This window comes from Planctomonas sp. JC2975 (assembly GCF_012985205.1).
GTDB lineage: Bacteria > Actinomycetota > Actinomycetes > Actinomycetales > Microbacteriaceae > Humibacter.
Genome location: NZ_JABEKS010000004.1, coordinates 187093 through 210779, shown reverse-complemented (window position 1 = coordinate 210779; position 23687 = coordinate 187093). Strand labels below are relative to the sequence as shown.

General features: G+C 68.6%; 22 protein-coding genes. 13 read left to right on the top strand and 9 right to left on the bottom strand.

Annotation, left to right across the window (positions count from 1 at the left end; all coding sequences use genetic code 11):
- Positions 1-9: 9 nt before the first annotated feature.
- Positions 10-615 carry a TetR/AcrR family transcriptional regulator gene (locus HII28_RS18945; RefSeq protein WP_170027420.1) on the bottom strand — a complete coding sequence of 202 codons (606 nt, stop codon included), beginning with the start codon at positions 613-615 and terminating at the stop codon, positions 10-12.
- A gap of 67 nt (positions 616-682) precedes the next feature.
- Between HII28_RS18945 and HII28_RS18940 the strand changes: the two genes are divergently transcribed.
- From HII28_RS18940 to HII28_RS18930, 3 genes are read left to right on the top strand one after another with little or no spacing between them, the layout of a single operon-like run.
- Complete coding sequence (locus HII28_RS18940; protein ID WP_170027419.1) at positions 683-1297, top strand: hypothetical protein; 615 nt, start codon at positions 683-685, stop codon at positions 1295-1297.
- A gap of 40 nt (positions 1298-1337) precedes the next feature.
- Positions 1338-1685, top strand: a complete 348-nt coding sequence (locus HII28_RS18935; protein WP_170027418.1) for a DUF1801 domain-containing protein — start codon at positions 1338-1340, stop codon at positions 1683-1685.
- Positions 1682-2446 carry a class I SAM-dependent methyltransferase gene (locus HII28_RS18930; RefSeq protein ID WP_170027417.1) on the top strand — a complete coding sequence of 255 codons (765 nt, stop codon included), beginning with the start codon at positions 1682-1684 and terminating at the stop codon, positions 2444-2446. Before HII28_RS18935 ends, HII28_RS18930 begins: the two co-directional genes overlap by 4 nt.
- A gap of 42 nt (positions 2447-2488) precedes the next feature.
- Here HII28_RS18930 and HII28_RS18925 read toward each other — a convergent pair whose 3' ends face one another.
- Positions 2489-3856: an NAD-dependent succinate-semialdehyde dehydrogenase gene (locus tag HII28_RS18925; protein WP_170027416.1), complete on the bottom strand. Its 1368-nt coding sequence runs from the start codon at positions 3854-3856 to the stop codon at positions 2489-2491.
- 111 nt (positions 3857-3967) lie between these two features.
- Positions 3968-5551, bottom strand: a complete 1584-nt coding sequence (locus HII28_RS18920; protein WP_170027415.1) for a helix-turn-helix domain-containing protein — start codon at positions 5549-5551, stop codon at positions 3968-3970.
- A 203-nt stretch (positions 5552-5754) separates the two neighbouring features.
- On the opposite strand from HII28_RS18920, the gene aceA reads away from it, so the two are divergent.
- The 3 genes from aceA to HII28_RS18905 all read left to right on the top strand — a co-directional run bounded on the left by aceA (position 5755) and on the right by HII28_RS18905 (position 9581).
- Positions 5755-7134 (top strand): isocitrate lyase, encoded by a 1380-nt coding sequence (gene aceA / locus HII28_RS18915; protein ID WP_170027414.1) that lies wholly within the window; start codon positions 5755-5757, stop codon positions 7132-7134.
- 36 nt (positions 7135-7170) lie between these two features.
- Positions 7171-8874, top strand: coding sequence for a malate synthase A (aceB, locus tag HII28_RS18910; RefSeq protein WP_170027413.1), 1704 nt, complete (start codon positions 7171-7173; stop codon positions 8872-8874).
- A 155-nt stretch (positions 8875-9029) separates the two neighbouring features.
- Complete coding sequence (locus tag HII28_RS18905) at positions 9030-9581, top strand: GNAT family N-acetyltransferase (protein ID WP_170027412.1); 552 nt, start codon at positions 9030-9032, stop codon at positions 9579-9581.
- A gap of 75 nt (positions 9582-9656) precedes the next feature.
- Here the strand turns inward: HII28_RS18905 and HII28_RS18900 are convergent, their stop codons facing one another.
- Both HII28_RS18900 and HII28_RS18895 read right to left on the bottom strand, forming a co-directional pair.
- Positions 9657-10334: a YqaJ viral recombinase family protein gene (locus tag HII28_RS18900; RefSeq protein ID WP_346769415.1), complete on the bottom strand. Its 678-nt coding sequence runs from the start codon at positions 10332-10334 to the stop codon at positions 9657-9659.
- A gap of 90 nt (positions 10335-10424) precedes the next feature.
- The gene (locus HII28_RS18895; protein ID WP_170027411.1) at positions 10425-11366 is read right to left on the bottom strand and encodes an alpha/beta hydrolase; all 942 of its coding nucleotides are present in this window, start codon (positions 11364-11366) and stop codon (positions 10425-10427) included.
- A gap of 122 nt (positions 11367-11488) precedes the next feature.
- On the opposite strand from HII28_RS18895, the gene HII28_RS18890 reads away from it, so the two are divergent.
- Positions 11489-11956: a MarR family winged helix-turn-helix transcriptional regulator gene (locus HII28_RS18890; RefSeq protein ID WP_170027410.1), complete on the top strand. Its 468-nt coding sequence runs from the start codon at positions 11489-11491 to the stop codon at positions 11954-11956.
- Positions 11957-12041: 85 nt separating this feature from the next.
- Here HII28_RS18890 and HII28_RS18885 read toward each other — a convergent pair whose 3' ends face one another.
- Entirely contained in the window at positions 12042-13220 is a 1179-nt protein-coding gene (locus HII28_RS18885; RefSeq protein WP_170027409.1) for an ROK family transcriptional regulator, read from the bottom strand.
- 226 nt (positions 13221-13446) lie between these two features.
- Here HII28_RS18885 and HII28_RS20410 point away from each other — a divergent pair, with 226 nt between their 5' ends.
- From HII28_RS20410 to HII28_RS18870, 3 genes are read left to right on the top strand one after another with little or no spacing between them, the layout of a single operon-like run.
- Complete coding sequence (locus HII28_RS20410; RefSeq protein WP_170027408.1) at positions 13447-14196, top strand: sugar phosphate isomerase/epimerase; 750 nt, start codon at positions 13447-13449, stop codon at positions 14194-14196.
- Positions 14193-15302 carry a Gfo/Idh/MocA family oxidoreductase gene (locus tag HII28_RS18875; protein ID WP_170027407.1) on the top strand — a complete coding sequence of 370 codons (1110 nt, stop codon included), beginning with the start codon at positions 14193-14195 and terminating at the stop codon, positions 15300-15302. The genes HII28_RS20410 and HII28_RS18875 overlap by 4 nt, the downstream gene beginning before the upstream one ends.
- Positions 15302-16402: a Gfo/Idh/MocA family oxidoreductase gene (locus HII28_RS18870; RefSeq protein ID WP_170027406.1), complete on the top strand. Its 1101-nt coding sequence runs from the start codon at positions 15302-15304 to the stop codon at positions 16400-16402. Before HII28_RS18875 ends, HII28_RS18870 begins: the two co-directional genes overlap by 1 nt.
- A gap of 70 nt (positions 16403-16472) precedes the next feature.
- Here HII28_RS18870 and HII28_RS18865 read toward each other — a convergent pair whose 3' ends face one another.
- A complete protein-coding gene (locus HII28_RS18865) occupies positions 16473-17654 on the bottom strand; it encodes an FAD-dependent monooxygenase (RefSeq protein WP_170027405.1) in 1182 nt (393 codons plus the stop codon).
- Between the two features lie 89 nt (positions 17655-17743).
- On the opposite strand from HII28_RS18865, the gene HII28_RS20555 reads away from it, so the two are divergent.
- On the top strand, positions 17744-18460 hold the full coding sequence (locus HII28_RS20555) for a TetR/AcrR family transcriptional regulator (RefSeq protein WP_170027404.1): 717 nt from the start codon (positions 17744-17746) through the stop codon (positions 18458-18460).
- A gap of 46 nt (positions 18461-18506) precedes the next feature.
- Here HII28_RS20555 and HII28_RS18855 read toward each other — a convergent pair whose 3' ends face one another.
- Both HII28_RS18855 and HII28_RS18850 read right to left on the bottom strand, forming a co-directional pair.
- Positions 18507-19178, bottom strand: a complete 672-nt coding sequence (locus tag HII28_RS18855) for an ABC transporter ATP-binding protein (protein ID WP_170027403.1) — start codon at positions 19176-19178, stop codon at positions 18507-18509.
- 68 nt (positions 19179-19246) lie between these two features.
- Positions 19247-20824: an ABC transporter permease gene (locus HII28_RS18850; protein WP_170027402.1), complete on the bottom strand. Its 1578-nt coding sequence runs from the start codon at positions 20822-20824 to the stop codon at positions 19247-19249.
- 176 nt (positions 20825-21000) lie between these two features.
- Here HII28_RS18850 and HII28_RS18845 point away from each other — a divergent pair, with 176 nt between their 5' ends.
- Together HII28_RS18845 and HII28_RS18840 are read left to right on the top strand one after the other, a co-directional pair.
- The gene (locus HII28_RS18845; RefSeq protein ID WP_170027401.1) at positions 21001-21765 is read left to right on the top strand and encodes a response regulator transcription factor; all 765 of its coding nucleotides are present in this window, start codon (positions 21001-21003) and stop codon (positions 21763-21765) included.
- Between the two features lie 39 nt (positions 21766-21804).
- The gene (locus HII28_RS18840) at positions 21805-23640 is read left to right on the top strand and encodes a HAMP domain-containing sensor histidine kinase (RefSeq protein WP_346769414.1); all 1836 of its coding nucleotides are present in this window, start codon (positions 21805-21807) and stop codon (positions 23638-23640) included.
- Positions 23641-23687 lie beyond the last annotated feature (47 nt).

Below are 23687 nucleotides of genomic sequence, written 5' to 3'. Positions count from 1 at the left end.
GCTCGGGCGTCATGGCCGGAACAGTCGCTTCAGTCCGTCGGTCAGCGCGGTTTCGGCCCGTGCCCTCGGTATCGCCCTTGCGGCCACAGCCTCGGCCGTGGCGTGAGCGAGCGCCACTGTTGCGGATCGGATCCAAACGGCAGGAAGTGACGGATCGAGGGATCCGTCCGCCTGTCCGCGCCGCACGATGATGTCCAGACGGTCGAACACGGGCTCATGGCGTCGACGGTCGCCCGCGCGGGACGGATCCGAACCCATGGCGAAAAGGAACTGCGCGAACGGATCCCGCGACGTGAACGCGATGTGCACGAGGGCCACGAGCGCTTCCGGTGCCGGAAGCTGTTCGAGCGCTGCCCGATCGAACAGGGCGATCATCCGCTCGGTGGCGTCGTCGAGCGTCTTCTCGATGAGCCTGTCACGCGTGCCGAAATGGGCGTAGACCGTCTGCCGGGTCACCCCTGCCGCCGCGGCGATCTGCTCGACGCCTGCGGTCGGATCGAGGGCGAGCCGGCGCGCGGCGGACTCGAGGATCGAGGACCGGCTGCGCACGGCATCCGCTCGTCGATGGGTTTCAGCGGAGGCCGTGCGGGCGGCGCCCTCGGATAAATCTGACACGATTGACAAGGTAACACTCTCGCGTAATTCTGACGACGTAGTCAGAGTTATTGCGAAAGGACACCTGATGAACCTGTTCGAGATCCAGTACCCCCAAGGGGCGCTCGACGAGCGCGACCGCGAGGCGATCGCGGAGGCCATCCTCGAGAACCTGCTCGTGGAACCGGATGCTCCGCCCGCGGCCCTCGAGAGAGCCGGCGGCATCACGCAGGTGTACTTCGTCCCCGTACAGACGTGGCGCACCGGAGTCGATGCACGACCGGCAGCACAGCCGTGGCCGCTGGTCGTGAACGTCACGGTGCCCGAGGTCTGGCTGGACGACCTCTCGCGACGCACGATCGGCGCGGTCCGCGCCGCGATCGCGTCGCGGGCGCCGCAGGTCGACCTCGGCGCGGAACCGAAGGTCTGGATCAATGTGTTCGGCGTCGCCGAGGGCAGCATCGGAATGGGCGGGCGTCCGTCCAGCAGTACGGACATCGTGCGCTACTTGACCGAGGAAGTCGTCGTGCCCGGCGAGCAGTCGCTCGGCGACGGCGTCTACGTCGACCCGGTCTGCGGCATGCACGTGCGCGTGGGTGATGGCGCCGTGACGCTCGATGATCACGACACCCTCGTGGCGTTCTGCGCCACGGGATGCCGCGACGTGTACGCCGAGGACCACGGGCTCGTCTTCGCTTCGTGATCACGGTCCCGTCCGGCCATGCCCCCGTAGGCTGGCGCGCATGGGGGATGTGACCGAGTACTACGCGACGCTGCCCGCCGACGTGCGCGAGCTGTTCGACGGCATGCGGCGTCGGGCACTGGAACTCGTGCCCGACGCCGTCGAAGGCCGCAGCTACGGCATGCCGGCGTTGCTCTACCGCGGCAAGGGGCTGCTGTCGACGATGCAGGCCAAGACTCACCTGGCCGTCTATCCGTTCAGCGGAACCGTCGTCGGGCAGGTGGCGGACCGCCTGCCGGGATTCTCGCTCTCCAGCGGCACGATCCGCTTCAGCGTGGACCATCCGCTGCCGGCCGAGGTGGTGGACGATCTCATCGAGCTGAGGGTGCGGGAGATCGACGGCGCGTGACCGACCCGATGCACTTCGACGGGCGCGTCGACGATTACGAGAGTGCACGGCCGCCGTATCCGCACGAGCTCTGGGAGACGTTGCGCGGCAACGGGCTGCTGAGACCGGGGCTGCGCGCCCTGGACTTGGGTGCCGGCACGGGGCTGGCGACCGGCCCGCTACTGGATGCCGGGCTCCACGTGACCGCCGTGGAGCCCGGCGAGCGGCTCGCCGAGCGGCTGCGGATGCGCTACCCCGCGGCATCCGTCCTGGTTTCGCGCTCCGAAGACCTCGACCTTCCGGATGCCTCGTTCGACCTGGTCGTCGCCGCGACCGCCGTGCACTGGTTCGACCTCGACGTCGTGCTGCCGATGGTCGAGCGGGCCCTGGCCCCGAACGGGACGTTCGCCGCGTGGCGCAACGTGTTCGGCGACCCTGACGTGCCGACCCCGTTCCGTGACCGAGTCGAGGCGATCGTGCGACGGCGCGCACCGCAGCCGGATGGGCGGAGCGAGGCGAACCAGCGGCACCCGGATGCCGAGAGCCTGGACGCCACCATCGAGCGCCTGACCCGTGACGGAAGGTTCAAGGTGGAGCGGGCGACCTCATACCGCTGGAGCATCGACCTGGATGCCCACCGAGTCGAGCTCTTGTTCGGCACCTTCAGCGACTGGTCGGCGGATGAGGCGGCGCAAGCGGGCGACGCCGTCCGGCAGCTGGGCGGGACGGTGCTCGAGCACTATCAGTCGTGGCTGATCCTGCTACGGCCGGTGCGGGCCTGAGCGGTGTACGGCGCCCACTGTGCGCCGAGAGCGACGCGCCGTTCAGCCGATGCGGATCAACTTCTTGTTCACGAACTCGTCAGCGCCGAGGCGCCCGAGCTCGCGGCCGGTGCCGGACCGCTTGACGCCGCCGAACGGGAGTTCGACGCCGTCCGCGAGCACGAGGTTCACGAACACCATGCCGGCTTCGATGCGATCGGCCACGCGCTGGGCCTGCTCGGGATCCGTCGTGTACACGTACGAGCCGAGGCCGAACGGGATGTCGTTCGCGATCGTGATCGCCTCGTCTTCGTCTGCCGCTCGATACACCGATGCGACGGGCCCGAAGAATTCCTCGCGGCGCACGGGGTTGTCCGCACCGATGTCGGTGAGCACGATCGGAGCGAAGAAGTTGCCGTTGCGGTCGCCGGTGGAGTGCAACGTTGCACCGGATGCGACCGCCCGGTCGAGCTGATCCTGCAGCCGATCCGCCGCGGCGGCGGACGACAGGGGCCCGAGCTTCGAATCCTCGCGTTTCGGGTCGCTCGGCTGGGATTCGGCGAGTTTCGCCGTCAGCTTGGCGACGAACGGCTCGTACAGGTCGTCCACCACGATGAACCGCTTGGCTGCGTTGCAGGACTGGCCGCTGTTGTCGAGACGGGCGGCGGCGGCATCCTCCGCGACCTTGTCGAGGTCGTCGGCGGACAGCACGATGAACGGGTCGGATCCGCCCAGCTCGAGCACGACCTTCTTGAGATTGCGGCCGGCGATCTCCGCGACGGCGGCGCCTGCGCGCTCTGACCCGGTGAGCGAGACACCCTGCAGGCGCGGATCCGCGATGAGTCGCTCGACCTGGACGTTCGTGGCGAAGATGTTGACGTACGCGCCGTCGGGGAGTCCGGCGTCGCGGAAGATCCGTTCGATGGCGAGAGCGGACTCCGGGCACTGCGGAGCATGCTTCAGCAGGATGCTGTTGCCGATGATGAGGTTCGGTCCGGCGAACCGCGCCACCTGGTAGTACGGGAAGTTCCACGGCATGATCCCGAGCAGCACGCCCAGCGGACTGCGGCGGATGACGGCGCTGCCCGAGCCTGCGAGCAACTCGATGGGCTCGTCTTCGAGGACCTTGGGCGAGACATCCGCGTAGTACCGGTAAATGTCGGCGGCGAAGTCCACTTCGCCGTACGCCTGCTCGATCGGCTTGCCCATCTCGCGCACGATGATCGCGGCGAGTTCGTCGCGCCGCTGCTCGTGCAGGTCGCCGACCCGACGGATGAGCGCGGCGCGTTCCGCGGGCGTCGAGGTGCGGCCCCAGCCGCGGTAGGCGGCGTCCGCTCGTCCGATCGCCTGGCCCAACTCGTCGTCGGTGATGGTCGGGTATTCCTGGACGGTCTCGCCTGTCGCGGGGTCGACCACGGCGTAATCGCTCATGGGAGTCCTTTCTCCGGCTGCGGCGACGTCGCGGCATGGTCCGCCACGTCGTCGTGCGATGCGGATGCCTCCGGCCGGCTTCGTGCGCAGGTCACGGCATCCGCTTCCACCCTAGGGGCGCGTCGGCGCGTGCGCCTGCAGGAACTCGTACACCTCGGTCTCGTCCACACCGGGGAAGCTCCCGGTCGGCAGCGCCGCAAGGAGCGAGGTGGGCGTGCGGGCCGCCGGCCAGGCGTGCGCGGCCCAGGTCTCGGCGAGTTCGGGCGGCGCCGTGCGGCAGCACGACTCGTCCGGGCACAGGGACCGGGCACGGTTGGTCGTCTCCCGTCCGCGGAACCAGCCGACGTGCGCGAACGGCACGCCGACGCTCACCGAGTACTCGCCCTCCTTCGCCTTCTCGATGCGGGAGGTGCACCAATACGTGCCGGTCGGGGTGTCCGTGTACTGGTACCACGGGCTGAACCGGTCGGATGCCTCGAACACGGTGCGCGCCGTCCAGTTGCGGCACACCGTCGTGCCCTCCACGGCACCGGTCGCATCCGACGGGAAGCGTACGGAATCGTTCTCGTACGCCTTGATGATGGTGCCCGACTCGTGCACCTTCATGAAGTGCACCGGGATCCCGAGTCGCGTGGTCGCCAGGTTGGTGAAGCGGTGCGCCGCGGTTTCGTACGATACCGCGAACGCGTCGCGCAGGTCTTCCATGGAGATGCGGCGGAGGTTCTTCGCCTCGGAGAGCAGGCAGACGGCATCCTTCTCGGGCAGCAGGATCGCGGCCGTGAGGTAATTGGTCTCCACGCGCTGGCGCAGGAAGTCGGCGTAGCTGCGCGGTTCGTCGTGGCCGAGCACCTGACTCGCCAGTGCTTGGAGCACGGGCGAGCGGGAGTCCCGCGACGACGACTGCTGCACCGGCAGGTAGATGCGGTGGTTGCGCTTGTCGGTCACCGATCTCGTCGCGTACGGCAGGTCGCCCACGTAGTGCAGGGTGAAGCCGAGGCGCCCGGCGATGTCGCTGACGGTCTGCTGCGACACCGGACCGCCGGTGTGGCCTGCCGCGGCGAGGAGCTCTGTTGCCTGCCGTTCGAGCTCCGGGTAGTAGTTGTCGCGGTCGCGCATCTCGCGGCGCAGCTCCGCGTTCGCCCGTCGTGCCTCCTCGGGCGTCGATGCACGTTCGCGGTGCAACCGCTCGATCTCGCTGTGCAAGCCGAGCAGCGTCCTCAGAACGTCGTCGCTCATTCCCTTTGACGCGCGGATGCCGGGCAAGCCCAAAGAGGCGAACACCGGTCCCCGCACGGCGCGCTCCACCGCGATCTCGAGGGCTGCGCGCTCGGTGGGGGCATCGGGTCGCATCAACTCGTCGACGGATGTCTGCAGTGCGGCTGCTATGGATCGCAGCATCGTCAGCCGCGGCTCGCGCTTGCCGTTCTCGATCATGGACACCTGCGAGGGCGCCCGGTCCACAGCGCCGGCCAGCTGGTCGAGGGTGAGGCCGAGGTGCTGGCGGCGCTCGCGGATCCGGCGGCCGAGCGTGAGGGCATCCAGCTCGTCGCTGCCGTGCTCGTCGCCCGCGTGCTGCTCGCTGCGCTGGCCGGCGACGCGATCCAGGGCAGGAGACACGGCTGCTCCCGACCTGCCCGAGCCGTGCTGGGGAGCGGCGACGGGGGAGTTCGCGCGCCTGCGATCCGCGGTGATCATGCACCGATGTTTCCACCGTCATCCTGAGCGGAAGCCCGACGTCAAGCAGAAGAATCGGCGTTCTTCTGCGATCGGGGGAGGAGCCCGGGATTTTCCGGGGCTCAGAAGTCGGCGGCACCTTCTTCTTCCGAATCCGGTACCGGCGGGCCATGCCGCCCGCAGTGTTGAGGCAACGACCCGAGAACGAGCGGCAGGAGAACACCATGACCGAGCAGAACAGCTCCCGCACCACGTCGGTGCGCCCAGGCGACCGGCGCCAGACCGCCGTCGAGCTGGAGCTCGAGTGGGGCGCCGACCCGCGCTGGGACGACGTGCGCAGGGACTACACGGCCGAGGACGTCGTCGCGCTGCGCGGTCGTGTCGGCGAGGAGCACACTCTCGCCCGACGAGGTGCGGAGCGCCTGTGGGAGCAGCTGCAGCGCACCGAGGTCCCTCGGGCCGGCGAGCCGATCGACGACCCGCAGTGGGTCGCCGCGCTCGGCGCACTGACTGGCAACCAGGCCGTGCAGCAGGTGCGTGCGGGCCTGGACGCCATCTACCTCTCCGGATGGCAGGTCGCGGCCGACGCGAACCTGTCCGGCCAGACCTATCCGGACCAGAGCCTCTACCCGGCCAACTCGGTGCCCGCCGTGGTGCGACGCATCAACAACGCGCTCCTGCGTGCCGACCAGATCGACTCGACCTCCGGCTCGGCTTCGACGAAGTCGGCGGGCGAGAGCATCGACTGGATGGCGCCGATCGTGGCGGATGCCGAGGCCGGCTTCGGCGGACCGCTGAACGCGTACGAGCTGATGCGCTCCATGATCGAGGCCGGCGCGGCGGGTGTGCACTGGGAGGACCAGCTGGCCAGCGAGAAGAAGTGCGGACACATGGGCGGCAAGGTGCTCGTGCCGACGTCGCAGCACATCCGCACCCTGAACGCCGCGCGTCTGGCCGCCGACGTGGCCGGTGTGCCGACCGTCATCGTCGCCCGCACGGACTCGCTCGCGGCGACGCTGCTCACGAGCGATCACGACGAGCGCGACCGCGAGTTCCTCACGGGCACGCGCACGGCCGAGGGGTTCTACGAGGTGCGCAACGGGATCGACCCGGTGATCGCGCGCGGCCTGGCGTACGCGCCGTACGCCGATCTACTCTGGGTCGAAAGCTCAGAGCCCGACCTGGAGCTTGCGCGACGATTCGCCGAGCGCATCCACCAGGACTTCCCGAACAAGCGGCTGGCATACAACTGCTCGCCGTCGTTCAACTGGAAGCGCCACCTGGACGACGACACCATCGCCTCGTTCCAGCGGGAGCTCGCAGCGATGGGATACGCGTTCCAGTTCATCACGCTGGCCGGATTCCACGCCCTGAACCATTCGATGTTCACGCTCGCCCGCGACTACTCGCAGCGGCAGATGAGCGCGTACGTCGAGCTGCAAGAAGCCGAGTTCGCATCCGAACCCGACGGCTACACCGCCACCCGCCACCAGCAGGAGGTCGGCACCGGCTACTTCGACCTGATCGCCACGGCACTGAACCCGTCGAGCGCCACGCTCGCGTTGGCGGGTTCGACCGAAGAAGAACAGTTCGCCGCTCGTTGACAGGAAGTCATTCGGGCATAACGAAGGAACCGACACATGAACACCACAGAACAGCACGAGCCGCGCATCGAGGTGACAGGACCGCTCCGCGATCGCTACGACGAGATCCTCTCGCCCGGCGCGCTCGACTTCCTCACGGAACTGCACGACCGGTTCGCGAGCCGTCGCCACGACCTGCTGGCCGACAGGATGCGCCGCCGCGTCGACATCGCGAACGGCCGCGATCCGGAATTCATGCCGGAGACGGCATGGATCCGCGAGGATCGCACGTGGCGCGTCGCAGGCGCGGCGCCCGGCCTCGAAGACCGTCGCGTCGAGATCACTGGGCCGACGGATCGCAAGATGACCGTCAACGCGCTGAACTCCGGTGCGTGCGTCTGGCTCGCCGATCAGGAGGACGCGACGAGCCCGACCTGGGCGAACGTGATCGAGGGCCAGCTGTCGCTGTACGACACGGTGCGAGGCACCATCGGATACACGTCTCCCGAGGGCAAGGAGTATCGCGTCACGGCCGACCGCACACCCACCATCGTGATGCGACCACGCGGCTGGCACCTGGCGGAGAAGCACCTCGTGTTCGTCGATCGTCAGGGACGGGGGCTGCCGGCATCCGGGAGTCTGGTCGATTTCGGCCTCTACTTCTGGCATAACGCGCAGCGGCTGGTCGACGCGGGCCGCGGCCCGTACTTCTATCTGCCGAAGCTCGAGCACCACGAGGAGGCGAGGCTGTGGAACGACGTCTTCGTCTTCGCGCAGGAACGCATCGGGATGCCGCAGGGCACGGTGCGCGCGACGGTGCTGATCGAGACCATCCAGGCGGCGTTCCAGATGGAAGAGATCCTCTTCCAGTTGCGCGACCACTGCGCGGGGCTCAACGCCGGACGATGGGACTACCTGTTCAGCATCATCAAGACGTTCCGTTCGCGCGGTCGCCGTTTCGTGCTCTCGGACCGCTCGCGTCTCACGATGACGCAGCCGTTCATGCGTGCGTACACGGAACTGCTCGTCGCGACGTGCCACCAGCGCGGGGCATATGCCATCGGGGGCATGAGCGCATTCATCCCGAACCGGCGCGATCCGGAAGTGACGGAGCGCGCCTTCGCCAAGGTGACGGAGGACAAGCGACGCGAGGCGCAAGACGGATTCGACGGCACCTGGGTAGCGCATCCTGATCTCATCCCGATCGCTCGAGCGGAGTTCGACGCCGTGTTGGGCGAGCGGCCGAATCAGCTTGAACGCACGCGGGACGAGGTGCGGGTCAGGGCATCCGACTTGCTGGATCTGACGGATGCAACCGGCGAGGTGACGATCGCCGGCGTGCGCGACGACATCTCGGTGACCCTGCGCTATGTCGAGGCGTGGCTGCGTGGCACGGGCGCCGTGGCGATCGACAACCTCATGGAGGACGCCGCGACGGCGGAGATCTCGCGTTCGCAGCTGTGGCAGTGGATCGAGAACCGCGTCACCACCGCGGAGGGCGAGCTGGTGGACGTGCCTCTCGTGCAACGGCTGCGCGCCGAGATCGTCGCCGAGCTGCCGCGCTTCGTCGGGGATCGGTTCGATGATGCCGCGCGCATCCTCGAACAGGTCGCCCTGCGGCCGGAGTACCCGGCCTTCCTCACGGTCACCGCGTACACGCGGTACCTGTCCGACGACGAGACGGCGCAGGCTCCGGCCGCCTCTCCGAAGCCGGCGCGCGAGCACACCCGCGTTCTGGCTGACGCCGCGCGGGCCGCCTAGCCGCGAGCTCCCCGGGCGAGCGGAGCGAGTCGAAGGGCGGCACGGCTACCGCCCTTCGGCTCGTTTCGCTCCGCCTCGCTCGGGGAGCCGGTGTTCGATCGGCTCGGCCTCGCCCAGGGGCTCGGGCGGTTCGGCACCCTCGGTATCGTGAAGCCATGACCGACGTGACCATCCGCAGAGCCGCAGAGTCGGATGCCGACGCGCTCGCCTTCCTCGCCGCCGTCACGTTCCCGCTCGCATGCCCTCCGCACACCACGCGGGAGGATGCGGCGTCCTTCGTCGTCGCGAACCTCTCGCCCGACGCCTTCCGCGAATACCTTTCGGATCCCGATCGCGTCCTCCTCGTCGCCGAGCAGAACGGTCGTGCCGTCGGCTACACGATGGTGGTCTTCGGCGAACCGCACGATCCGGATGTCGCCGCCGCCATCACGCTGCGCCCCGCGAGCGAGCTCAGCAAGTGCTACGTGCTGCCAGGGCATCACGGTCAGGGCGTCGCGGCCCGTCTGATGCTGTCGTCGATGGAGGCCGCCACCGACCGCGGTGCCGCCGGGATCTGGCTCGGGGTGAACCAGGAGAACGAGCGTGCACAGCGCTTCTACACCAAGAGCGGATTCACGAAGGTCGGCGCCAAGCGGTTCCTGGTCGGTGACAACTGGGAGGACGACTTCGTCTTCGAGCAGGCTCTGACCGCCGCGGGGAACGGCTGACATCCGCGGTCGGATTGCGGGCTTGACCCGCGTTCAGGGTCACGACGCAGGTCGCAACCGGCGGCGGCACCAGCCTTAGACCCGTCCGGATGCCAAGGTCGCGATCAGCTGCGTGGCGAGAGAGACCAGAGCCTCGATCTCGTTCTCGTCCCTGTCGATCCACTTGCACTCCGGATCGCCGACCGGCACGAACCCGTCGTGCCGCTCCCACACGAAGAGCGTGCGCTCGGCGCCCAGCACGTATTGCTGCCACCACACCTGACGCAGGTAGTGCCGAGGGATGCTCCGCCACGGCTTGTTCGTGGTCTTGATCTCCGCCAGCACGAGATGTCCGTCATCGCGAAGGGCAAGGCCGTCGGGCGTGGCGAGATGGCGGCGATCGCGTTCGGCGTGGAACAGCGCATCGCTGTGCTCGATGCCGTGTTCGCGCAGCATCCATTTCGCGATCTGCGGCTCCCTGGCCTTGCCGTGCTCGGTGTAGACGTTGCCGGTGAAGCCGGATCCGTGCACCTTCTGCCGCGCGGCCGCCAGAACCGACGCCGGTGTCGACAGCTTCGCGACGTCCGTCGCCGTGATGCCGCGGGCGCGGGCGCGCAGCCACGGGACGCGGTCGGAAGAATGCGCCAGGATGCGCCGTTCGTGTGGGGGCAGCGGCACCGCGGCCGGCCGGATGACGGCATCCTGGCGGCCGCCGACCGGACGGAGGGTGGCCTCGAGCTCCTCGTCGAACAGAGAGAGCATCGTGTCGGTCACCGGTCCATTCTGCCGTCGTTGCTGCGCGGCCGACGATCCGGATCCGGGGTTTCGGCATCCCGGATCCGGATCGGCGGCGCGCCGGCGCCGTCAGGCGGGCAGCCGTTCGGCGAGGAACCGGCCGGCGGTCGCGAGCTGCCCGCGCGTGTCGGGATCCACGATCTCGGACATCTCCGAACCGTGGGTTCCTGAGGGGACCACCGTGAGGGTCGCGGCCACATCAGCGCGCGCTGCTCGCGTCACGAGGCGGATCGCGTCATCGAGCAAGATCTCGTGCGAACCCACGACCACCGTCAGCGGCGGAAGCCCGGTCAGGTCAGCGAAGACGGTGCTGAGGCGCGGATCCGAGGGGCTCGCCTCTCCGACGTACCACTCGGACGCGTTGCGCAGAACCTCGGGCGAGAGCACCGGGTCGAGTGTGGCGCGCTCGGCCATGCTGTCGCCCTCGAGCGAGAGGTCGACCCAGGGCGAGAGCAGGACTGCTGCGGCCGGTAGCGGATCGCCGGCATCTCGAAGCGCGACCATGGCAGCCATCACCAGGCCGCCGCCTGCTGACTCCCCGCCGAACACGATCCGCTCGGCCGGGACTCCGCTCGCCAGCAGACCGCGGTACGCAGCGAGCACGTCGTCCAGCGGTGCCGGGAACGGATGCTCCGGAGCAAGCCGGTACTCGACCGAGACGGCTCGCACGTGCGCTGCGCGTCCGACTGCGGCCGCGAGGCCGGTGGCCGCTGCGGCGAACCCGGCGATGTACGCGCCTCCGTGCACCCAGAACAGGACGGCATCTTCCCGCACACCCGCCGTGCGCACCTCGACCGTTGGGATGCCGCCCAGCGAACCGGGTGAGACCGTGACGTCGTCGGCGTATGGCCGCACCCCGAGGTCTGTGCGATAGAACGCACGGGTGCCGATCACCTGCTCAGGGAGGCTCTGGTCGCGAAGGCTCTGGTCCCGGAGGCTCTGCTCCGTCGGAGCGGCGTGCCTCGGCACACTGTCCGGCTCGCGTGCCTCGGCGGTTGTCGTCGTTGTCATGGTGTCTCCTTCTCGCGGTGACCACGTCGGGCGCGGTGCTCGTCGCACCGGGTCCGGCCCAGCGGTCGGTTATAGAATCAGGAACATGCTTCTCGAGAAGATTATTCCTGGGAATGAAGATTATGAAATCGGCTGACTCCGCACGGATCGACTACGGCGAGCTTCTGGCCGACCTCGTGTTCGTGCAGGTCGATCAGTTCAACGTCGTCGACAGACGGCTTCGATCGGATCTCGACATGGTGCTGATCGAATACCTGCCGATGCGGGTGATCGACGGCACCCCGAACTGCCGCGTCCAGGACCTCGCCAACGGAGTGCGCATCACGGTCGGCGGCGCGAGCAAGGCCGTCGACCGCCTGTCGAAACGTGGCTGGGCGGAGCGTGCGCCGCATCCGGGCGACAGGCGGTCGTCCATCCTGCGACTGACACCGGAAGGGGAGCGGATGCTCGCTGCCGCATCCGGCGTCGTCTCGGAGGAGACGTCCAGGCGGCTGGCCATCACGCTCGATGCAGCGGAGACCGCAACGCTCGCCGATCTGCTGTCGCGCCTGCGTGCCGACGAGGACGGCAGCACCATCGAAGGCGACTGACGGCGCCCTCGATGGTGTCCGGAACGGGCACAGACAGGTTCACGAGGCGGTCCGCATCCGCGGTGGAGCGGGAGGCCGGAGGGTGCTACGCCGGCTCGAGCAGATGTTGCGCCACCATGATGGCGGCGCCGAGCACGCCGCCGGTCTCGCCGGCAGCGGCTGGCACGATCTGCAGGTGCTCCGTGGCCAGGGGCGTCGACTGCCGGTAGACGACCTCGCGCACGCCGGCGAGCAGGTGTTCGCCGGCGCGTGCGATGGATCCGCCCACCACGATCACCGACGGGTTGAACAGGTTCACGCAGGTGGCGAGCACTTCGCCGAGGTCGCGGCCGGCCTGCCGGATGCCGGCAACGGCATCCGGATGTCCGCCCCGCGCGAGCGCCAGCACATCCGCACTCGATACGGCCGGTGTGCCCCGCTCGGCGATGTATCTGGCGATGGCCGGTCCACTGGCCAGCGCCTCGAGGTCCGCGTTCTCGTCGCCGTGGCGTGGGGTCTCACGGCTGAACGGCACGCGCACGTGACCGAGGTCGCCGGCGGATCCGGCGGCACCGCGCTGCAGGCTGCCGCCGGCGATGATGCCGAGGCCGATTCCGGTCGAGACCTTCACGAACAAGAGGTCGTCTTCGGTGGGCCAGGAGACGGCGTGCTCGCCGAGCGCCAGCACGTTGACGTCGTTGTCGACGAGCACGGGCACGTCGAACGTTCGGCGCACGTAGGCGGGAACGTCGAAGCGATCCCAGCCGGGCATGATGGGCGGGTTGATCGGCATGCCCGTCGAGTGCTGAACGGGGCCGGGCAGGCCGATGCCCACCCCGGCGAGTTCTGACCTCGGACGCTTGGATGCCTTCACGAGCCGTTTCGCCGTCGCGAGCGCCCAGTCCAGCACGGCTTCGGGACCTTCCGAGATGGTCAGCGGGGCCGTCTCGGAGAACAGCACGGTTCCGGCGAGATCGCCCAGCGCTATGACGCCGTGCGTCGCCCCGAGGTCGACGGACACGATGTACCGGGCCCCGGCGTTGAACGTGACCCTTGCCGGCGGGCGACCTCCGGATGACGCTGCGTCGGTCGCAGCGGTGATGAGTCCGGCATCCATCAGCGCGTCGAGTCTCGAGGACACGGTGGATCGTGCCAGGCCGGTCTGCTCGGCGAGCTGGGCGCGTGTGCGGGGGATCCCGTCGCGCAAGATGCCGACCAACTCCGCAGCATCGCTCGGCACCAGGCCGCCGCGAGGGGCGCCTGATGGTGCAGACGGGGCCGACATAGACCGATTGAACCACACCGCCGAACGGGTGACGGAAGTTGACGGATGTCTATCAACTTTTGCTTGACTGACGGCAGAAGTGTGATTCAATCGATTCGACCCCAGGGAAATCCGTGTGCATGCCCAGTGCATCGCGCGGGCGTGCCCTGACGACAAACCGGCCTCCACCTGGCGACCGCGGCCATGAGTCCGTGCACCCGTATCGAGGCTCTCGACGAGGAGAATCGTGACCACCTCACCTGTTTCCGTACAGCTCTACACGGTGCGTGAAGCGCTGCGGGACGACCTGCAGGGAACCCTGAACAAGCTCGCCGAGGTGGGCTTCACCCAGGTCGAGCCGTTCAGCTTCACCGACTTCGTCGGTCTCGGCGACGCGCTCGTCGCCGCCGGTCTCACCGCTCCCACCGTGCACGTGCACTTCCTGGGCGAGAGCGACGAGCAGCTCGGCTCCATCTTCGACGCCGCCCGTGAGCTCGGCATCCAGACCGTGATCGATCCGCATGCGGCCGACGAGCGCTGGAAGAGCGCGGAGTCCGTCGAGGCGATCGCCGCCGAGCTGAACCACGCTGCGAAGATCGCGGCCGAGCACGGCGTGCGCGTCGGCTACCACAACCACGCCCACGAGTTCGAGAACAAGATCGACGGCCAGAACGCCCTCGAGTACTTCGTCTCCAAGCTCGACCCTGAGGTCGTCATCGAGCTCGACACGTACTGGGTCGCCGTCGGCGGCGAGGATCCCGTCGAGGTGCTCGGCCGACTCGGAGATCGCGTCGTGGCCCTGCACATCAAGGACGGCCCCGCGACCAAGGAGACCAAGGATCAGGTGGCCGTCGGGTCCGGCAGCCTGCCGATCCGTGCGATCATCGAGGCCGCGCCCACCGCGCTGCGGGTCATCGAGCTCGACGACTCGCACGACAACCGTTTCACCGCTGTCGCGGACAGCTTCAGCTACCTCACGAAGGAGGGCCTCGCGTGAGCGAGCAGACCAAGACCGGACCCGTCGGCGTCGGCGTCATCGGCGCAGGCAACATCTCCACCCAGTACCTGACGAACCTCACGTCGTTCCCGGATGTCGAGGTGCGCTTCATCGCGGACCTGATCCCCGAGGCGGCACAGGCGCAGGCCGAGAAGTTCGGCATCCCCGCCAACGGCACGGTGGAGGAGCTGCTGGCGGATCCCGAGATCGAGATCGTCGTCAATCTCACCATCCCCGCCGTGCACGCCGAGGTGGCGCTGCAGGTGATCGCCGCGGGCAAGAGCGTGTGGAGCGAGAAGCCCATCGCCCTCGACCGCGAGAGCGGAAAGCGGGTGCTGGAGGCGGCGAAGGCCGCGGGCGTGCGCGCAGCGTGCGCGCCAGACACGTTCCTCGGTGGCGGCATCCAGACCGCGCGTCGCCTGCTCGAGTCCGGTGCGATCGGCGAGCCGCAGACCGCCCTCACGCTCGTGCAGGGTCCCGGCCCCGAGTCGTGGCACCCGAACCCTGCGTTCCTGTTCCAGCAGGGTGCCGGTCCGCTGTTCGACATCGGTCCCTACTACGTGACCACGCTGATCCAGCTGTTCGGACCGGTCAAGCGCGTCGCCGCTGTCGCCTCCAAGTCGAAGCCGATCCGCACCATCGGTTCCGGCCCGCTGGCAGGACAGACCTTCGAGGTCACCGTGCCAACGCACGTGAGCACGGTGTTCGAGTTCGAGAGCGGCAAGACGTCGCAGAGCATCTTCAGCTTCGACTCGAAGCTGCCTCGCACGCTGTTCGAGGTCACGGGTGTCGACGGCGCTCTCGAGGTCAACGACCCGAACATGTTCGTGGGCGATCTCGTGCTGCACGCAGACGGCGAGCCCAAGACCATCACCGTCGAGGGCGAGAAGGCTGCGCGCGGAACGGGTGTCGTCGAGCTGGCCCGCGCCATCCGCGCCGGCGTGCCGGAGCGTGCCAGCGGCGAGCAGGCCTACCACGCGCTCGACATCATGGTGTCGACCATCGAGGCGGCCGAGAGCGGCGAATGGGTCGACGTGGCGAGCACCTTCGTGCCCACCCCGGCAGTGCCCGAAGAGTGGGACCCGGCCGAGTCCACACTCTCCTGATGGCGGAGAGCACCGCGCCGTCGCACCTCGGCGTCGGCATCGTCGGCGGCGGATTCATGGCGACGGTGCACTCCAGGGCGGCCCGCGCCGCCCGTGCCCAGCTGACCGGCATCGTGTCGTCGCGGCCCGAAAGGGCCGCGACGGCGGCCGCTGAGCTGGGCATCGCGCGGGCGTACGACACGTTCGACGACATGCTCGCGGACGACGGCATCCACGTCGTGCACATCACCACGCCGAACGCCTTGCATGCCGAGCAGGCCCTCGCGGCGCTCGAGGCGGGCAAGCACGTCGTCTGCGAGAAGCCGCTGGCCACGACCGTGGCGGATGCGCAGAGGCTGGCGGATGCCGCCGCATCGGCCGACCTCACCGCCACCGTCCCGTTCGTCTACCGCTTCCACCCGCTCGTCCGCGAGGCCCGAGCGCGCTTCGCCGCCGGAGAGGCGGGCCGGCTGCTCACCATCTCCGGCACGTACCTCCAGGACTGGCTGCTGGATGCGGATGACGACAACTGGCGAGTCGACGGCGCCGCCGGCGGTCGCTCAAGGGCGTTCGCGGATATCGGCTCGCACCTCGTCGACCTCATCGAGTTCGTCACGGGCGACCGCGTCTCCAGCGTCGCCGCGACGAAGCGCACCTTCTTCGACGCTCGCGCCGAGCATTCGGCGATCACGACGGAAGACGCCGTTGCCGTTGCCGTGCAGACCGCAAGCAGCGCCATCGGCACCCTGCTCGTGTCGCAGGCGGCGCCAGGACGCAAGAACCGGCTGCAGATGGAGCTCGCCGGATCGGTCGAGTCCATCGTTTTCGACCAAGAGCAGCCGGAGACGCTCTGGGTCGGCCGCCGCAAGGGCTCGCTCCTGATCCCTCGGGACGCGGACCAGCTGGCACCGGATGCCGCACGCCTGGTGATGACGCCTGCTGGACATCCGCAGGGCTACCAGGACGCGTTCAACGCGTTCGTCGCAGACACGTACGCGGCGATCGCCGGTGCGGAGCCCGACGGGCTGCCGCGCTTCGCGGACGGGCTGCGAGCGGCAGTGGTCATGGATGCCGTCATCGACTCCGCCGAGTCCGGCGGCTGGGTCGACATCGCGTCCTGAGCCGGGCGACCACCACGCCCGGGGCCCCCGCCCCCACAGGCATGTCAGGGTGTCGCCGTCCTGTTCCCGGTCAGACGAGGCTGTACTCGGGGATCGCGTCATCGGTGGCGAACTTGTCGGTCATCCACATCATGGTGCGCATCATGGAGCGGTTCGCGAACGTCCAGTCGCGCATGCGTATGCGCGCCCGCGTCGGCGGAGCGAGGAACGGTCCTGCGTTGCCGGAGCGGGCGACTTTCGTGAGGCGTGCCATCCGCTCGTCATAAGCGGCGAAGGCGGAGGCGTGGTCGCCCTGCGCGGCGACCAGCTCTCCGGCCAGAACGTACGCGCCGACGAGCGCGAGTCCGGTGCCGAATCCGCCGAGCGTGTTCGCGTATCCGGCGTCGCCGACCAGCGCTACCCGACCCTTCGTGAACGCGGTCATCTTCGTGCGTGCCAGCGCGTCGAGATAGAAGTCGGACGAGTCCCGGCTCGCCTGCAGCATCTCTGGCACACGCCAACCGACTCCCTTGTACTGCGACTCGAGGAAGCGGCGCTGCGAGTCGGTGTCCCGTCGGTCGTAGTCCGGACGCTCCGCGCGGAACACGAACAGGCTCGGCGCCTTCTGCCCGCCGAGCACCGCCAGTCGCCCTGGCACGTTGTATCCGTATGCGACGGCACGGCCGTCTGGCAGGCGCGTCAGCAGTCCGGCCGACGACGCGGAGGCGTTCGCCACGGCGTAGTACCAGCCGAGCGGCTCGACGAATGCCGACTCCTCGCCGAAGGCGATCCTGCGCACAGCTGAGTGCACGCCGTCCGCGCCGACGACGAGGTCGAAGCGCTCGGCCGGCCTGCATGCGAACTCCACGTCGATGCCGTGCGCGCTTTCGCGCATGCCGACGATCTCGTCATCGAACACGTACTCGGCGCCCTCTGCGCTGCGTCGGTACAGGATGCGGGCCAGGTCGCCGCGCAGGATCTCGACATCACCGCCCAGGAACTCGCCGGGCACAACGGCCTTGACCCTGTCGTGCTCGTCCACGATGCGCCAGTCGGTCTTCGCGGTCTGCGCAGCATAGACGTCGTCGATGATGCCCATCCGCTCCAGGACCCGTCGATGGGTCCGTCCCTTGAAATCGACGGCCTGCCCGCCCGGGCGTACGTCCGTCGCCTTCTCCACGACGGTGACGTCGTAGCCGTTGCGTGCGAGCCATCCGGCCAGCGCGGGGCCGGCGATGCTCGCACCGGAGATGAGGACCTTGGTTCCGTTCATGATGTCTGCCCTTCGATTAATTGCGTCTCGCGGACACAATAACTAATAGCGTACGCTGGACGCAATTACTTTTCGGAAAGGGCGGAGCGGTGGCGGCATCCGAGAAGCGCGACGAAGCGGCGGTCGACGGCGTTGCTGCCCTGCTCTGGACCGAACCGACGGCGGTGCGCCGCGGTCCGAAACCGAAGTTCACCCTCACGCAGGTGGCCGACGCTGCTGTCGTCATCGCAGACGAGGAAGGACTCGAAGCCGTCACCATGCAGCGCGTGGCGGAACGTCTCGGCGCAACCAAGATGGCGCTCTACCGCTACGTTCCTGGGCGCGTGGAACTGAACGCCGTGATGCTGGAGCGAGCCATGGGCGAGCCTGAGCCGTCAGGGGCATCCGACTGGCGCACGGCGTTGCGGGACTGGGCGGTCGACCTGCACGGCCGGGCGGTCGCCCGCCCTTGGGCGGTCGAGCTCGTGCAGCGCCCGCATCTTCCGGGGCCGGTCGAGCTCGAATGGTTCGAGTCCGGCCTGCGGATCATGACCGGGTTGCACCTGACCGGGGCGGAGATGCTGGATGTGCTCGCCTTGCTGGTCGGGCACGTGATGGCCGTCGTGCGTCAGCAGTCGGGCACGGGGGCCCCCGAAGACCAACTCCTGCGGGCTTTGGCGCCCGTCCTCGCATCCCGCGCTGACGACTTCCCGCTGACCACCGCGGCGTTTACCCAGGATGAAGGCGCCCGCGACGACGCGCTCCGATTCGGGATCGGGCGAGTCATCGCGGGCGTCGATGCGCTCCTTGCTGAGCGAGACGTGTGATCGGTCTCACCGACCGCTGCCGATGCGGTCGGAGCAGGGGGACAAGTCAGGCGACCTCTTTGACCTTGCCTTGCTTGATGTGCAGTCGACGCTGAGCGCGGCGGGCGACAGCCGAGTCGTGCGTGACGATCACCAACGTGAGGCCGCGGTCACGCCACAGGCCTTCGAGCAGGTCCATGATCTCGTCGCGCGTCTCCTCGTCGAGGTTTCCGGTCGGCTCGTCCGCGAGCAGCACGTCGGGTTCTTTCACGAGCGCACGAGCGATCGCGACGCGCTGCTGCTGACCGCCGGAGAGCTCCGCCGGACGATGGTCGCCGCGGTCGGCGAGTCCCACGGACTCGAGCGCACGCGTCGCGCGTTCCTTGCGCTCGCTCGCCGAGATGCTCAGCGGTACGAGCGCCGTCTCCACGTTCTCGAGCGCCGTGAGCGTCGGAATGAGGTTGAACCCCTGGAAGACGAAGCCGATCTCCTTGCCGCGAATGGCCGTGAGCTTGCGGTCCGCTATGCGCCCGAGGCTGGACTCCTCCAGCTCGACGGTTCCCGAGGTCGGGCGGTCCAGAGCGCCGAGCATCTGCAGCAGCGTCGACTTTCCACCGCCCGTCGGCCCCTGGATCGCGACCAGCTGGCCGTCCGGGATATCGAGCGTGACGTCGTTCAGCGCCACGACTTTGCGTCCCTTGCCCGGGTACTGCTTCGTGACGTTCCTCAACTTGTACATGGTGTGGTCCTTAGGTCTGTGGTGGCGAATCCTGGATGACGGATGCCGGTGCCTGCCGCACGCGTCGGCTACTGCACCGACCGCAGCGCCTCTGCGGGGCGTAGACGCGATGCGCGCCATCCGCCGATCGCACCGGCGAGCAGACCGCCCAGGATGGCAAGGCCCACGGCGATCACGATGATCCACACGGTGATCGGAGCGCTGAGATCCACCTGCGTGGAAGCCGAGCCGGCAGCGGATCGAGCCGCAGCGCCGAATCCGCCGCCGCCCGCGGCTCCACCGAATCCGCCGCCGGTGCGACCGGCGCCCGTCGGCGCGGCGCCACTGCCGCCGTTGAACGCGCGGCGGGCCCCTTCGGCGATCGCACCGCCGAAGCCGCCGCTGCTGGAGACGCCGCCCGTGAGCGTGGGGGAGATGACGTTGACCACGAACACGCCCACCAGGCCGATCACGATGCCCGCGACGCCGCCGATGACCCCCTGAACGACCGACTCGCCGGCCACCTGGCCGACGATCCGCCGGTTGGACCAGCCGATCGCCTTCAGCGTGCCGAACTCGCGGGTGCGGCGGGTGACGCCCGAGATCGTGAACAGGATCGCGATGAGGAACGCTGCAGCGAGCACGATGACCGACAGCCAGGTTCCGAGGTTGGACACCAGCTGGCTGGCACTGCCGAGGGACCCGGAGACGGTGGACGCCAGGTCGGCCTGCGTCGACACCGTGGTGCCGGGGAGGGACTTCTGGAGGGAGGACTTCAGCGTGTCGACATCCGTGGCGGATTCCGCGGACACGTAGATCGAGGAGACCTTGCCGCTTTCGCTGGACAGCGACTGGGCAACATCGAGCGGGATGTACACGTTCGAGGCGGTGGCTGAGTCGGATCCGGTCGGCTTGACGGTTCCGACCACCTTGAAGTCCTTGCCGCCGACGCTGAGTGTGTCACCGACCGCGAGGCTCTTCGACTTCGCGTAGCTCGCGTCGAGCACCGCGACATCCTTGCCCTTGTCGGAGGCCGCGAGAGTCCGGCCCTTGGCGAGTGCCGTTGAGGCGATGGGCCCGACCGCCTTGCCCCCTGGCGTGATGCCCATCACGGAGAACGAGTTGACCTGGAAGGAGCTGCCGCCCTTGCCGTCGGCGCCACCCGACGGAGCCGACGGTTGCTGCGTCGACGAGGATCCACCCTGCTCGCGCTCCTGGCGCAGCTGGCTGAAGTCGGGAAGCGTGCCGTTGAAGCTCGTGTTCTGCAGCGAGAGCACGGCCGAGGCGCCCGCGACACCCGCGGTGTTCTGCACCTTCGTCAGCGAGGAGTCCGCCATCGTGTTGGTGCCGAATCCGACGCTCAGTCGCGAGGAGTCCACCTTGCGGCTTCCGTCGCTGCCTTCGGTGCCGGAGTTGGCGCCGAAGTCGAAACGGGGACCCTGCGCCTGAGCCGATCCGGCAGTGGGGGCACTCACCGGCTTGGTGACCGTGATGTCCGTTCCGACCCCGTACACCGACTGCAGCACCTGTGCTTGTGCGTTCTTGACGCCGGCGGCGACCGAGTTGACGATGATGACCAGAGCGATCGCGAGCGCCATGCCGATGGCGATGATGATGGTCTGCCTGCGTCTGCCGAGCAGCTCTCGGCGCAGGTACGTTCCGAACATAGTGGTCCTCCGTCGTGGGTCAGGAGGAACCCTAGGCATTCGCTTTGTGGTGGAGCTATGCCGAAGTTGTGGGATTGGTTAGTGATTCGGCGCGCATGAGAGCCGGATGGCAGGCTCTCAGAATTCGCATAAGTCGGCCACAGCGGTCTTGGACCGAGCTTTCGATAATGGAAAACATGTCCAGCCCTGCAACCGCCGCCGAGCGCGGCCAACTCCGGCCAGCGCCGGCGCCCCTCCACCACGCGGACGGCTCGCCCATCCGCATCCTCGTCGTCGACGACGAGCGCACCCTCACCGACCTCCTCCAGATGGCGCTCCGCTACGAAGGCTGGGAAGTGCGTACGGCTGCGACCGGTCAGCAGGCTCTGACGGCAGCGCGCGAGTTCAACCCGGATGCGGTCGTGCTCGACATCATGCTGCCCGACATCGACGGACTCCAGGTGATGGGACGGATGCGCGACTCCGGCGGCGAGACCCCTGTGCTGTTCCTCACGGCGAAGGACTCGCTCGACGACCGCATCGCTGGACTGACCGCAGGCGGCGACGACTACGTCACGAAGCCGTTCAGCCTGGAGGAGCTCGTGGCGCGGCTGCGCTCGCTGCTGCGCCGCTCCCGTGCGCTCATCGCGGACACGCAGGATCCGCGAATCGTCGTCGGCGACCTCGTGCTCGACGAGGATTCCTACGAGGTGACGCGCGGCGGGGAGGCGATCTCGCTCACGGCGACGGAGTTCGAGCTGCTGCGCTACCTCATGCGCAACCCGCGGCGCGTGCTGTCGAAGGCGCAGATCCTGGACCGTGTGTGGAGCTATGACTTCGGCGGCACCTCCAGCGTCGTCGAGCTCTACATCTCGTACCTGCGCAAGAAGATCGACGCAGGTCGCCCCGCGATGATCCACACGGTCCGCGGTGCTGGCTACATGATCAAGGCCACGGAGTAGCGCGACGCCGACCACGGCCGGCGCGGAAGTGAGATGAGAGTGAGCACGGGGAGTGCCAGGGGGCCGGGCGACGGCGGTGGGGGTGACGCACCGCGCGCCGCGTGGTGGCGCCGGTCGTTCGTGATGCCGTGGCGTCGCGTGACGTTGCGCACCAAGCTCGTCATCGCGGTCGTTTCACTGGTCGCCGTGCTCGGTGTGGTGATCAGCCTCGTCGGAGCGCTCTTCTTCCGCGACTATCAGGTGAACAAGCTCGACGAGCAGCTGGACCAGGCCGCTCGGCGCGGCTATTTCGTCGCGCTCCAGGCCGTCAATCAGCCGGGCGGTGTGTCGGGCAAGCAGCTCGCCGGCGCCGCGGCGACCGCCCCGGGGCTCAGCGCAGGCACAGTGGTGGCCGTGGTGACGAACGATGGAACGACGTACTCCGTCTACCTCAGCCGGGATCCGAGGGCCACTCAGCAGTCGGCGTCGCCGGACGCGAACGCGAGGATCGCGGCGCTTCCCGCCGATGGCACGTACACCGATGTCGACCTCGGCGGCACTCTCGGCGACTATCGCATGGTGTCCGTACAGCTGCCGAATTCCGGGGCGCTGGTGGTCGGGCTCCCGCTGGCGGACGTGAACGCGGCGACGACGCGGCTGCTGACGATCATCTTGCTGGTCACGGTGGTCGGAATCGCGATAGCGGGTGGTCTCGGCCTCCTGATCGTTTTCGTCGCGTTGCGACCGCTGGGCAGGGTCGCCGCGACGGCCACGGCCGTTTCGCGACTCGAGCTGGACAAGGGCGACGTCGCGCTCGCTGTGCGAGTGCCTGAGGCGGACACGGACGAGCACACCGAGGTGGGGCGGCTGGGGGCCGCGTTCAACAACATGCTCGGGCACGTGGCGTCCGCTCTGACGGCCAGGCAGGCCAGCGAGAACAAGGTGCGGCAGTTCGTGGCGGATGCCTCGCACGAACTTCGCACTCCGCTCGCGTCCATCCGCGGTTACGCCGAACTCACCCGTCGGGCGCCGGAGCCGCTGCCGGAGGACGCTGTGCACTCCCTGGGGCGGATCGAGTCGGAGGCCGAGCGGATGACGGCGCTCGTCGAAGACCTGCTGCTGCTCGCCCGTCTCGACGAAGGCCGCGAACTGGATCACGAGCCCGTTGACCTGTCGCGTCTGGTGATCGACGCCGTCTCGGATGCCCACGCCGCGGGACGCGACCACCGCTGGAGCATGGACCTTCCGTCCGAGCCGGTCACCGTGCTCGGCGACGGACCGCGCCTCTACGAGGTGATCGCCAACCTGCTGACGAACGCCCGCGTGCACACGCCGGAGGGCACGAACGTCGCGACCGAGCTCAGCGTGGACCGCACGCCGGACGACGGCAGCGGCATCCCGCAGGCGGTCGTGACCGTGACGGACGACGGCCCCGGCATCCCCGACGACCTGCAGCCGACGCTCTTCGAGCGGTTCGCGCGCGGGGACTCATCCAGGTCGAGGCACACCGGGTCGACCGGCCTGGGGCTGGCCATCGTGCGGGCGGTCGCCGTCGCGCAGGGCGGATCCGTCGAGGTCGACAGCGAGCCGGGGCGCACGTGCTTCACGGTGCGGCTGCCGCTTGACGAGTCGACGCCGGTGACCGACGAAGCGCCCGAGATCGATGTGCCGGAGGACGAGGTGTCGGAGGGCGAGGTGTCAGAGGCCGAAGGACCGGAGGCCGAGAAGCCGCAGGTCGACGTGCCGGAAGCCAATGGGCCCGAAACGGAGGTGTCGGAGGCCGAGGTACCGGAGGTCGAGGTACCGGAGATCGAGTCGCGGGCGACCGATCGGTCGGCGGCGGGAGCGAGCGACGAGGTCTCCGAGTTCACCGAGCGCGGCTCAGTCGCTCCCTGAGCCGGCGGCGAGTCGACACCTCGTCATTCAGGACTCGCATGGCGTCC